The sequence below is a fragment of the Streptomyces sp. NPDC034043 genome (genome assembly GCF_055575675.1).
On the sequence record NZ_JBVISF010000001.1, the window covers coordinates 597,085 to 609,518 of the forward strand.

Below are 12,434 nucleotides of genomic sequence, written 5' to 3' on the forward strand. Positions count from 1 at the left end.
GCGCGGCCGTCACCGGCCCGCCGATCACCTAGATGGCCGACCCGGCCTCCGCGTTCCCACCTCGGCGGGCTGTGACGGTTCGGTCATACTCCGCCGGTTTGACGAGCCCTCACCACACCTGCACTATTCCACTAACGTGTTAGTGGAATAAGGGGGTGGGATGGAGTTCCGAATCGACCGGCGCAGCGGTGTCGCCACCTATCTGCAGCTCGTCACGCAGGTCAAACAGGCCCTGCGGCTGGGGGTGCTGGAGCCGGGCGACCGGTTGCCGACGGCCCGGGAGGTGGTGGCGGCCACCGCCATCAACCCGAACACCGTCCTCAAGGCGTACCGGGAGCTCGAGCGCGAAGGGCTCGTCGAACCCCGCCCCGGCGCGGGCACGTTCGTGCGCCGTTCCCTCTCGCACCCCGGCGCGGCCGCCGATTCGCCGCTGCGCCTGGCCCTGGCGGCCTGGATGGCACAGGCCCGCGAGGCGGGACTGGACCGCGAGGACATCACGGCGCTCATCGCGGCCGCCGTGGACGAAAGCTTCAACCCCGGGCCCGGGCGGCCCGGGCGATCGAGAGAGGAAACGGCGTGAGCGATCCGCACCACGCGCCGGCACTACGGGCCACCGGGCTCGGGCGGGAGTTCGACGGCCGCCGGGCCCTGCACGCGTGCGACGTCGAGCTGCCCGCGGGAGGCGTCACGGCCCTCGTCGGCCCCAACGGCGCCGGCAAGAGCACCCTGCTCCAGCTCGCGGCCGGCCTGCTGCGCCCCAGCAGCGGAGGGATACGCGTCTTCGGCGAGACCCCCGGCACCGCCGGGGCCCGCCGGCGCACCGGGTTCCTGGCCCAGGACAAGCCCCTGCACGCGGGCTTCACCGTCGCCGACACCCTGCGCCTGGGCCGCGAACTCAACCGCGGCCAGTGGGACCAGGAAGCCGCCGAACAACTGCTCACCGGCTCCGGCATCCGCCGCGCGGCCCGGGTCGGATCGCTGTCCGGCGGCAACCGGACCCGGCTCGCGCTGGCCCTCGTACTCGGCAAGCGCGCCGACCTGCTGCTCCTGGACGAGCCGCTGGCGGACCTCGACCCGGTCGCCCGGCACGACGTCATGGCCCTGCTCATGACCGAGGCCGCCGAGCGCGGCACCGCCATCGTGATGTCCTCGCACGTCCTGGCCGAGCTGGAGGACGTCTGCGACCACGTCGTGCTCCTCAAGGACGGGGCCGCCCGGCTCTGCGGCGACGTCCAGGAGCTCTGCGCGGCGCACACGTGGATCACCGGCCGGGCCGACCCCATGGAGGGCGACGGGCTGCCGCGCTCCTTCGACCGCGGCAGCGTCGTGCACTCCGCCGTCGGCGGCCGTCAGGTCACCGCGCTCGTCCGTACGCCGCCCGGCGCCCCTCCGTCCCCGGACGGCGCGGCGGACGGCCGCTGGATCACCGAAACCCCCACCCTGGAGTCCCTGTTGCTCGCCCACCTGCGCGCCCCGGGCCGCACCGCCGAGAAGGAGGCCGCCGTATGAAGGGCGTGCTGTGGCTGGCCTGGCGCCAGCAGCGCCTGATGATCCTGTCCGCGCTGGCCCTGCTGGCGGTCTGCGCGGCGTGCGTGGCGCACTGGCGCTCCGAGATGACGGAGCTGATCGCCGCCACCGGGTGGGAGCCCTGTCCCGGCTGGAACGGAGGCTGTGAGAGCCCCGTCACCTTCCAGATCATGGAGTGGAACTCCGCCGGCATCCGCGCCCTCGGCGGTCTCGGCCTCGCCGTGCCGGCGCTGATCGGCGTGTTCTGGGGCGCCCCGCTCATCGGCAGGGAGCTGGAGACGGGCACGTTCAAGCTGGCCCTCACCCAGGGCGTGGGGCCGCGCCGCTGGTTCGCGGCCCGCTTCGGCCTGGCGGCGCTGGCCGCCGTGCTGGTGGCGGTGGTCATCGGGGGGCTCGTCGCCTGGTGGTGGCTGCCCATCGCCAACACCCTCGACGGCCCCTACTGGCACGACGCCCCGATCTACAACGCGACCGGCCCGGCCCCGGTGGCCTGCGCCCTGTTCGGCCTCGCCGCCGGTACGCTCGCGGGCCTGCTGGTCCGCCGCGTACTGCCCGCCATGGGCGTGGCGCTGGCCGCGATCTTCACGGTGATGGTGTGCGTGACGTACTTCCGGACCTCCTGGACGGCCCCCGAGACCCGGATAACGCCCGGTATGACCCCGAAGCGGCCCGTCGGCAGTGCCTGGTCCACCGGGCGGTTCGGGTACCTCACGCCCGACGGCCGCGAGCACTCCATAGACGGTGTCTGCCAGCTCTCCGGCGAGGAACTGCGGGCGTGCATGGCCGAACACGGGTTCGTCGCCCGTTACCACAAGGTCTACCCCAGCGGCGACTTCTGGACCTTCCAGTGGATCGACACCGCCCTGTACCTCGGTGCGGCCGCCGCGCTCGTGGCCCTGACCCTCCTCGTCCTGCGCCGACGCACCGCCTGACGGCTCCGGCCGCACCGGGGGCACATCTCCCGCCGGCAACGGGCGCACACCTCCCGGCCGCCGGGCGCCCCCCGCCCGGGCGGGCGCACCGCACACGGCCCGACCACCGCATCCTGACCGTCCGCACCTCAAGGGGACTCCTCATGGCCACCCAGAAGAACCTCACCGCCGACCGCACCGGCCTCGGCCACAAGGTCCGCTACGCGCTGGGCCATCCGACCCGCATCGCCCCGTACGTACGCCGTGCCGCACGCGACCGCTGGCTGCGCCTCAAGCACCCCGACCACGTGGCCTACTACCGCGCCGTCATGGCGTCAGACACCGGCCGCAACCCGGAGGCCGCCGTCGGGAGCCAGACCCACGACCGCTGGCTGGCCCTCGGCAAGATGCAGTTCGACTACCTCGTACGGCACGGTCTCACCCCGCGCCACCGCATGCTCGACATCGGCTGCGGCAACCTGCGCGCCGGCTGGCGCTTCATCGAGCACCTGGAGACGGGCCACTACTACGGCATCGACATCTCGCCCGACATCCTCATCGAGGCCAAGCGGACGCTGACCGACCGGGGGCTCCAGCACAAGCTCCCGCACCTGACGATCACCCAGGACCTCACCCTGGACTTCCTCCCCGACCGGCACTTCGACGTGGTGCACGCGCACAGCGTGTTCTCCCATTCGCCGATCGGGATCATCGACGAGTGCCTCGCGCACGTGGAGCGCGTCCTGGCGCCCGGCGGCTGGTTCGACTTCACCTTCGACCGCACCGAGGGCACCGAACACCACGTGCTGCGCGAGGACTTCTACTACCGCACCGAGACCCTCGTCGACCTCGCCGCCCGGCACGGGCTGAAGGCGCGCTTCATGGAGGACTGGGAGGAACTCGGCCACGGCCAGTCCAAGATCCGCGTCACCGCCGCCTGACGGCATCCGGCCCGGGGGCGAAGCCTGCCCGAAGGCTTCCCTCCGGGCCTCTTCGTGCGCAAAAGTGCGTGGTACCGGACTACTTCGAGCAGGTTCCTTCAAATCGCCCACCCGAGTCCGCTATCTTGCCGGGTGCATGCCAAGGCGGTGTGTCCGCGATCCGGACCGCACGAGGAGCTGCCCCATGAGTCCGACGAGACTGTCCCTGAGGCGCGACCGGCACGATCCCCCACCCCGGCACCACCGCACCGGCCGCTCCGGCCGCCACCGGACCCGCCTCGCGGCCCTGCTCGCCGCCGCGCTCGCGGCCGCCGGCCTCGCCGCGGCCGGCCCGGCCACCGCCCGCGCGGCGGCCGCCGCCCCGGCCGCCACGGCGGGGACGGTCACCGGCCTCTCCCAGTCGGGCGCCACCTTCACCGTGAGCACCTCCAGCGGGGCCAAGGCCCGCGTGGTCGTCGCCCGCGCCGACATCTTCCGCCTCTGGCTCTCCCCCGACGGGGCCTTCACCAACGACCCGGCCGGCTCCGACCTCGCCCCCACCACCGACTTCGGCCCGGTGAACGCCCGGTACACCGACGCGGGCGGGTACTTCCGGATCACCACCGGAGCCCTCTCCATCCGGGTCAACAAATCGCCCCTGCGGTTCTCCGTCTACCGCGCCGACGACTCCACCCCCGTCTGGCAGGAGACCCAGCCCACCAGCTGGGGCGGCGGCAGGACCACCCAGTACCTGGCGCGCGGCGCCGACGAGCAGTTCTACGGCACCGGCCTGCGTCTCGGCGAATGGGCCCTGCGCGGCAAGACGGTGCCGGTCGCCGTCGACAACAAGTGGCGCGAGAACGACAACGCCAGCCCGGCCCCCTTCTACATGTCCACCAACGCCTACGGCGTCATGCGCAACACCTGGGCCCCGGGCTCGTACGCCTTCAACGCGCCCACCACCCTCACCCACGACGAGACCCGCTTCGACGCCTGGTACTTCACGGGCGACTCCCTCAAATCCGTCCTCGACGCCTACACCGACGTCAGCGGCAAACCCTTCATGGCACCCATGTGGGGCCTGGAACTCGGCAACGCCGACTGCTTCAACGCCTCCAACCCCGACTACCAGGGCGACCACGACCGCCCGCGCCACCAGACCACCCCCGACGTGACCGGCTACGCCGCCGACGCCCGCGCCGCCGACATGCCCTCGGGCTGGTTCCTGCCCAACGACGGCTACGGCTGCGGCTACACCGCACCCCTGAAGTCCACCGTCGACGCCCTGAAGACCAAGGGCTTCCAGACCGGCCTGTGGACCTCCACCGGTCTCGGCTCCATCGCCGACGAGGTGGGCGCCGCGGGCAGCCGGGGCGTCAAGACCGACGTGGCCTGGATAGGCAGCGGCTACAAGTACGCCTTCCAGGGCGTCCAGCAGGCCGTCGACGGCATCGAGAAGAACTCCGACGCCCGCCGCTTCGTCTGGACCGTCGACGGCTGGGCCGGCACCCAGCGCAACGCCGTCGTCTGGACCGGGGACACCTACGGCACCTGGGACGACATGCGCTGGCACGTCCCCGCCATCACCGGCGCGGGCCTGTCCGCCCTGAACTACGCCGCCGGCGACGTCGACGGCATCTTCGGCGGCAGCCCCAAGACGTACGCCCGCGACCTCCAGTGGAAGGCCTTCACCCCCGCCTTCATGACGATGTCCGGCTGGGGCGCCACCAACCCGTCGGCCGGCTACCAGGACAAGCAGCCCTGGCGCTTCGCCGAGCCCTACCTCTCCATCAACCGCAAGTACCTCCAGCTGAAGATGCGGCTGATGCCCTACCTGTACACGATGAGCCGCACCGCCCACGAGAGCGGCGTCCCGAGCACCCGCGCGATGGTCCTGGAGTACCCCGACGACCCGGTGGCCCGGGGGAACCTCACCAGCGGCCAGTTCATGGCCGGAGACTCCTTCCTCGTCGCGCCGGTCGTCTCCGACACCTCCGTCCGCGACGGCATCTACCTGCCCGCCGGGACCTGGACGGACTACTGGACCGGGAAGACGTACGCCGGCCCGGGCTGGCTGAACGGCTACCGGGCACCCCTCGACACCCTGCCGCTGTTCGTCAAGGGCGGGGCGGTCGTGCCGATGTGGCCGCAGATGAACTACACCGGCGAGAAGCCCGTCGACACCCTCACCTACGACATCCACCCGCGCGGGACCTCCTCCTTCAGCCTGTACGAGGACGACGGCCGCACCCGCGCCCACCAGAGCGGCGCCTTCGCCCGCCAGCGCGTGGACGTCAGCGCACCGGCGGCCGGCCCCGGCACGGTGACCGTCTCCGTGGGCGCCCCCACCGGCAGCTACGCCGGACAGCGGGCGGCCCGCGGCTACGAACTCACCCTCCACGTGGCCTCAGCCCCCACCGCCCTCACGGTGGACGGCGCGGCGCTGCCCCGCCTCGCCGACAAGGGCGCGTACGACACGGCCGCCACCGGATGGTTCTTCGACCCGGCCGACCGCGCCGGCGTCCTGTGGGTCAAGACCGGTACGAAGCAGGGCGCGTTCGGCGTCACCGCCACCGGCACCTCCGTCCCGGCGGCCGACCCGGTCCCCGTCACCTCCACGCCCGTCCCGCAGACCGCCTGGAAGCTGGTCTCCGCCGACAGCCAGGAGACCGCCGCGGAGAACGGCGCCGCCGTCAACGCCTTCGACGGGGACCCCGCCACCCTGTGGCACACCGCCTGGTCCACCGGCAAGGCGGCCGCCCTGCCGCACGAGATCAGCATCGACCTGGGCGCCCGCTACCGCGTCGACGGCCTCGGCCACCTGCCGCGCCAGGACGGCGGGGTCAACGGCCGGATCGGCGGCTACGAGGTCTACGTGTCCGACACCACCACCGACTGGGGCACCCCGGTCGCCACGGGAACCTTCGCCGACACCCCGACGGCCAAATCCGTCACCCTCGCCCCCAGGACCGGCCGCTACCTGAGACTGCGGGCCCTGACCGAGGCGGGCGGCCGCGGCCCCTGGACCAGCGCCGCCGAACTCACCCTCACCGGCCGCCCCGCACCGCTCCCCGCGGACGCCACCCTCGTCAACGCGGCCTCCGCGCGCTGCCTGGACCTGCCGCACAGCGACACCACCCCGGGCACCGCGCCCACCCTCTACTCCTGCCACGGCGGCCCCAACCAGCGCTGGACCCTCCACGACGACGGCCGCCTCACCGGCCTGAACGGAGTCTGCCTCGACGCCGCGGACCCCGCCCGGATCACCGTACGGACCTGCGCGGCCGGCCCCGCGCAGACCTGGCAGCCGGGCCCGGACGGCAGCCTGCGCAGCGCCGGCCAGTGCCTCACCCCGGCCGGCTCCGGCACCGCCGACGGCACCGGCCTCACCCGCGCCCCCTGCACCGGCAGCGCCGCCCAGCGCTGGACCTTCACCCCCTGACCCCCCCGACCGGGTCCGGTCCGGCCCCCCACGCCGGGCCGGACCCGCCTACCGCGTGGGCCTGCCCCCCACGCCCGCGCCCGCCTCCGCCAGGGGGCGGGCGCGCCCCGGCAGCTGCCAGGCCGCCACCAGGCCCAGGCCGGCCAGCGCCGCCAGGGCCGTCAGCGGCCCGCCCGCCGTACCGGCCCCCGAGGCACCGGCCCCGGCGCCCGCCGCGACCGCGATGCCCAGGCTCGGGCCCACGTTCATCGCCGTCTGCTTGAGCCCGCCCACCACACCCGCGTACCCGGCGGGGGCGTCGCCGACCACCGTCCCGGTGGCGGTGACCATCACCGCCGCGAACCCGGCCCCCAGCACCCCGAAGGCCACCCCGCCGCCCGCTTCCAGCCCCGCCGTGCCCAGCACCGTCAACGCCGTTCCCGCGATCGCCGTCCGCCGCGCCCCGTACCGGCGCAGCGCGGCCCCCGCGACCGGCGCCCCGGCCACCATCAGCGCCGTCAGCGGCAGCACCCGCACCCCGGTGGCCAAGGGACTGAGCCCCCGTACGTCCTGGAGCAGGAACGTCGCCGTGAACAGCGCCCCGAACATGCCGGCCGACACCGTCAGCAGCAGCGCCATCGAAGCCGCCACCGGCCGCGACCGCGCCACCGCGGCGGGGACCAGCGGCAGTTCCGCGCGCCGCTCACCCCGCACGAACAGCGCCCCGAGCGCCGCGGCCGCCCCGAGGCCCAGCAGCGTCGGCCCGCCCCTCCACCCGTGCTCCGGCACACCGGCCAGTGCGTGCACCGCCACCGCCAGGGTGGCCGCGAGCAGCACCGGAGCGGCGGGGCCCAGCCGCCCCGGCTCCCGCCGCTCCGGCGCGGGCACCCGTACGGCGAGGGCGAGGGCGGCGATCAGCAGCGCGGCCGGCACGTTGACCAGGAACACCGCCCGCCAGCCCAGCAGCGCGACCAGCACCCCGCCCAGCAGCGGCCCCGCCGCCGCGGCCACCCCGATCGCACCGGTCCGCACCGCGACCGCCCGGCCCAGCCGCTCCGGCGGGTACGCCAGCCGCAGCAGGGCCAGCGTCGCGGGCTGCAGCAGCGCCCCGAACACCCCCTGCACGGCGCGCAGCGCGATCACCCAGCCGACGCCGGGCGCCAGGGCGATCCCCGCCGAGGCGGCGGCGAAGCCGAGCACGCCCGTCAGCAGCAGCCGGGAGTGCCCGTAGCGGTCCCCGAGGCGCCCGGCGACGACGAGGAAGGCGGCGACGGCGAGCAGGTAGGCGGTGCTCGTCCACTGCACCTCGGCCACCCCCGCCCCCAGATCGCGGCGCAGGGCCGGCTGCACCACGACGAGCACCGTGCCGTCGAGGGCGACGAGCATCGCCCCGGCCACGCTGACCAGGAGGGCGAGCCGGGGCCTCACGCTCCCTCCGCCCCGAGGTGCGCGTCGACCACCGCGTCCACCACCGCGTCCAGGAGCGGGCGGCCGTCCGCGACCGCGCCGGCCCCGTCCGCGTCCGCCCCGGCCGGGTGGACGCCCAGCACCAGCGGCAGACTGCCGTAGCCCCACAGCTGGGCCACCCCGTGCAGTCCCGCCCACAGGGCGGCCGCCGTCACCCCGGGCCGCTCCGCCCCGCACCGGGCGACCAGCCGGGTCAGCAGCGCGAACAGGGGCAGGGTCCGCTCCCGCAGCCGCGGGGCGGCGGAGGGTTCCTGGCCGGTGCTGTCCAGCAGGTCGTGCCGGAACATCAGCTCGAACATCCCGCGCTGCTCCAGCGCGTAGCCCACGTAGACCCGCCCCAGTGCCCGCACGTGCTCCCGGGGCGCGGGCTCCCCGGCGCCGGCCGCGGCGAACCGGGTGCCGAGATCGGCGAACCCGCGCCCGGCGATGGCCGACAGCAGTGACTGGTGCGTGGGGAAGTACCGCCGGGGCGCCCCGTGGGACACCCCGGCGCGGCGGGCGATCTCCCGCAGCCCGAGCGAGCCGGTCCCCTCGCCGGTGACCAGCTCCACCCCGACGTCGATCAGCCGCTCACGCAGCGGCGCGTCCGATTCCATGGGCCCTGTCTAACACGGCGAGTAGACAGTGTCTACTCGTTCCTGCCCGCCGGTTCCCCCCGCGTCCGGCGGGTAGGCGCCGGGCAGCAGCGACCGCACACCGGGAGGCCGTCATGGGAAGCGGAATCTGGGGATACGCGAGCGGATCGGGCCACGCGCCCGGCACGGACCTCATCGGCTACGAGGTCGAGGCGGCCGACGGGTCCATCGGCAAGGTCGACCGGCACACGGACGACGTGAGCCGTTCCTACCTCGTCGTCGACACCGGCCCCTGGATCTTCGGCCGCAAGGTCGTCATCCCGGCCGGCGTCGTCTCCCGCGTCGACACCGAGGAGAAGACGGTGCACCTCGGCTGCACCCGCGACCAGGTCAAGGACTCGCCCGACTACGAGAAGAACGGACGGCACGAGGACGAGCCCGCCTTCGTCCGGCTCATCGAGACCCACTACTCCGACCCGCACATGTGAGGAGGGGCCGGGACGGCCGCCGCCGAGGACGAACCCGGCCCGCGCGGTGAAAACCCCTGGTGGGCGGCCGCCCCGCAGGTGATCATCGCCGGATGACCACAGACACGATCACCGCTTCGGCCTCGGGCACCTGGACCCTCGGCGACCTCCAGGTCAACCGCGTCGGCTTCGGCACCATGCGCCTGCCGCAGAGCGGCCCCGCGCTCCGGGCCGATGCCGTCTCCGGCGACCGCGACCGGGCGATCGCAGTCCTGCGCCGCGCGGTGGAACTCGGCGTGAACCACATCGACACCGCCGCCTTCTACTTCTCCCCGCTCCGCTCCGCCAACGAGCTGATCAACAGCGCCTTCGGCGGCTCCTACCCCGACGACCTCGTCATCGCCACCAAGGTCGGCCCCGCCCGCGACGCCTCGGGGGAGTGGGCCGACCACGCCGGCCCCGGGCAACTGCGCGGCCAGGTCGAGGAGAACCTGCGCCAGCTGGGCCGCGACCACCTCGACGTGGTCAACCTCCGCGTCCTGCCCGCCCAGCCCCACTTCGCCGAACGCTTCGCAGCCCTCGCGGAACTCCGCGGGGCCGGGCTCATCCGCCACCTCGGCGTCTCCAACGTCACCCCCGAACAGCTCGCCCAGGCGCAGGCCATCGCCCCGGTCGTCTGCGTGCAGAACATGTACGGCATCGGCGTACGCCCCGAGTACGACGACTTCGTACGCTCCTGCGGGGAGCAGGGCATCGCCTTCGTGCCCTTCTACGCGATAGCCGCCGCCGGCCGCGAGACCGGCGCGGCCGGCACCGAGAGCGAGGAACTGCGGTCCGTCGCCCGCGCCCACGGTGCGACCCCCGCCCAGGTCCGCATCGCCTGGACCCTCCGGCAGGGACCCCACGTCCTGGCCATCCCCGGCACCGGCAACCCCGACCACCTGGCCGAGAACGTCGCCGCCGGCGCCCTGCGCCTCACCGAGGAGGACCTCGCCCTGCTGGACGGCCTCCACCGCACGGCCGCGCCGTAGCGGACCGGCCGGCCGGGGCCGCACCGCCGCCCCGGCCGCGTCCGGCACAATCGGCGGATGAGCGAAGAGACCCCCGCCGGCTCCGGCGGCCCGCACAACCAGGACCCCTACCTCTGGCTGGAGGACGTGGAGGGCGAGGAAGCGCTCTCCTGGGTCCGGGAACGCAACGCGGAAACCGTCGCCGCGCTGACGACCCGCCCCGCGTTCAAGGAGCTGGAGCGCGAGGTCCGCGAGGTCCTCGACGACGACGGGCGCATCCCCTACGTCGTCCGGCGCGGCCGCCACCTCTACAACTTCTGGCAGGACGCCGCCCGGCTGCGCGGCGTCTGGCGGCGCACCACCCTCGAGGAGTACCGCACCGGGCAGCCGGCCTGGGAGACCCTCCTGGACCTCGACGCGCTCGCCGGGGCCGAGGGGGAGAAGTGGGCCTGGGCCGGCAGCGCCGTGCTGGGCCCCGACCACCACCACGCCCTGGTCATGCTCTCCCGCGACGGCGCCGACGCCTGCGTGGTACGCGAATTCGACCTGCGGACAAGGGAGTTCGTCCAGGACGGCTTCACCGTCGAGGAGGCCAAGACCCGGGTGGACTGGATCGACGCCGACCACATCTGGATCGGCACCGACTTCGGCCCCGGCTCCATGTCCCCCTCCGGCTACCCCCTCCAGGTCCGCCGCTGGCGCCGCGGCACCCCCCTCGCGGAGGCAGAGAAGGTCTACGAGGGCCACCCCGACGACCTGTCCGCCACCGGCTGGCACGACGACACCCCCGGCTTCGAACGGGACTTCCTGTCCCGGCAGATCGACTTCTGGAACGGCCGGCTCTTCCTGCTCCCCGAAGACCCCGCCGGGCCGCCCGAGAAGATCGACGTACCGGACGACGCCGTCGCGGGCGTCCACCGCCAGTGGCTGGTCGTCGAGCCGCGCTCCCCGTGGCTCGGCCACCCCGCCGGCAGCCTGCTCGCCTTCGGCTTCGACGACTTCCGGGCCGGCGGGCGCGAGGCCGCGGTCCTGTTCACCCCGGACGAGCGCACCGCCCTCGCCGGCTACAGCTGGACCCGCAACCACCTCCTGCTGCGCACCCGGGCCGACGTCTCCTCCCGCCTGGAACTGCTCACCCCCGGCCCGGACGGCTGGAGCCGCGCCCCGCTGGACGCCGTACCGCCGCTGTCCACGGCCTCGGTGGTGTGCACCGACCCCGACGAGAGCGACGAGTACTTCCTCGACGTCACCGGCTTCCTCCAGCCCTCCACCCTCTTCCGCGGCGAGGCCGGAACCGCGGGCGCGGAGGTCCTCAAGCAGGCGCCCGCCCTCTTCGACACCTCCGGGCTGCGGGTCAGCCAGTACTTCGCCACCTCCCCCGACGGCACCCGCGTCCCGTACTTCGTCATCGGCCCCGAGGACCGGCCCGGCCCGGGCCCCACCCTGCTCTACGGCTACGGCGGCTTCGAGATCTCGATGGTCCCGCACTACAGCGCGGTCACCGGCCGGACCTGGCTCGCGCGCGGGGGCACGTACGTCGTCGCCGGCATCCGGGGCGGACGCGAGTACGGGCCCGCCTGGCACCAGGCCGCCCTCGGCGCCAACCGCGTCCGGGCCTTCGAGGACTTCGCCGCCGTCGCCCGGGACCTCACCGCGCGCGGCATCACCACCCCCGCCCAGCTCGGCATCGAGGGCGGCAGCAACGGCGGCCTGCTGATGGGCGCGATGCTCACCCGCGACCCCGAGCTCTTCGGCGCCGCCGTCGCCCACGTACCGCTGCTGGACATGCTCCGCTTCCACAAGCTCCTCGCCGGAGCCAGCTGGACCGCCGAGTACGGCAACCCCGACGACCCCGCCGACCGGCCCCACCTGGAGCGGATCTCCCCCTACCACCGGATGCGGGCCGCCGGGCCCGCGTACCCGCCCCTGCTCCTGCTCACCTCCACCCGGGACGACCGCGTCCACCCCGGCCATGCCCGCAAGGCCGCCGCCCGGCTGCGCGAACTGGGCCACCCCGTCCTCTTCCACGAGCACATCGGCGGCGGTCACTCCGGCGCCACCGACCACCAGCAGACGGCCTTCAACGAGGCCCTCGTCGCCACCTTCCTCTGGGAGCGCCTCACCCCGCCGAGGTGA

10 protein-coding genes are annotated in these 12,434 nt (G+C 74.3%); 8 read left to right on the plus strand and 2 right to left on the minus strand.

Annotated features, from left to right (window positions below; all coding sequences use genetic code 11):
* The first annotated feature begins 160 nt into the window (after positions 1–160).
* The 5 genes from ACZ51S_RS03080 (at position 161) to ACZ51S_RS03100 (ending at position 6,800) form a co-directional block, all read left to right on the plus strand.
* On the plus strand, positions 161–580 hold the full coding sequence (locus ACZ51S_RS03080) for a GntR family transcriptional regulator (protein WP_388937571.1): 420 nt from the start codon (positions 161–163) through the stop codon (positions 578–580).
* Positions 577–1,509: an ABC transporter ATP-binding protein gene (locus tag ACZ51S_RS03085; protein WP_468478651.1), complete on the plus strand. Its 933-nt coding sequence runs from the start codon at positions 577–579 to the stop codon at positions 1,507–1,509. Before ACZ51S_RS03080 ends, ACZ51S_RS03085 begins: the two co-directional genes overlap by 4 nt.
* Entirely contained in the window at positions 1,506–2,459 is a 954-nt protein-coding gene (locus ACZ51S_RS03090) for a transporter (RefSeq protein ID WP_468478650.1), read from the plus strand. Before ACZ51S_RS03085 ends, ACZ51S_RS03090 begins: the two co-directional genes overlap by 4 nt.
* A 143-nt stretch (positions 2,460–2,602) precedes the next feature.
* Complete coding sequence (locus ACZ51S_RS03095; RefSeq protein ID WP_468478649.1) at positions 2,603–3,379, plus strand: class I SAM-dependent DNA methyltransferase; 777 nt, start codon at positions 2,603–2,605, stop codon at positions 3,377–3,379.
* A 184-nt stretch (positions 3,380–3,563) separates the two neighbouring features.
* Entirely contained in the window at positions 3,564–6,800 is a 3,237-nt protein-coding gene (locus ACZ51S_RS03100) for a TIM-barrel domain-containing protein (RefSeq protein ID WP_468959420.1), read from the plus strand.
* 48 nt (positions 6,801–6,848) lie between these two features.
* On the opposite strand, the gene ACZ51S_RS03105 is transcribed toward ACZ51S_RS03100, so the two are convergent.
* Together ACZ51S_RS03105 and ACZ51S_RS03110 are read right to left on the minus strand one after the other, a co-directional pair.
* Complete coding sequence (locus ACZ51S_RS03105) at positions 6,849–8,165, minus strand: MFS transporter (protein ID WP_468478656.1); 1,317 nt, start codon at positions 8,163–8,165, stop codon at positions 6,849–6,851.
* Positions 8,166–8,203: 38 nt separating this feature from the next.
* Positions 8,204–8,842: a TetR/AcrR family transcriptional regulator gene (locus tag ACZ51S_RS03110; RefSeq protein WP_468478647.1), complete on the minus strand. Its 639-nt coding sequence runs from the start codon at positions 8,840–8,842 to the stop codon at positions 8,204–8,206.
* Between the two features lie 113 nt (positions 8,843–8,955).
* Between ACZ51S_RS03110 and ACZ51S_RS03115 the strand changes: the two genes are divergently transcribed.
* The 3 genes from ACZ51S_RS03115 (at position 8,956) to ACZ51S_RS03125 (ending at position 12,434) form a co-directional block, all read left to right on the plus strand.
* A complete protein-coding gene (locus tag ACZ51S_RS03115) occupies positions 8,956–9,309 on the plus strand; it encodes a PRC-barrel domain-containing protein (protein WP_468478646.1) in 354 nt (117 codons plus the stop codon).
* Positions 9,310–9,401: 92 nt separating this feature from the next.
* Complete coding sequence (locus tag ACZ51S_RS03120; RefSeq protein WP_468478645.1) at positions 9,402–10,319, plus strand: aldo/keto reductase; 918 nt, start codon at positions 9,402–9,404, stop codon at positions 10,317–10,319.
* 57 nt (positions 10,320–10,376) lie between these two features.
* Positions 10,377–12,434, plus strand: coding sequence for a prolyl oligopeptidase family serine peptidase (locus tag ACZ51S_RS03125; protein WP_468801916.1), 2,058 nt, complete (start codon positions 10,377–10,379; stop codon positions 12,432–12,434).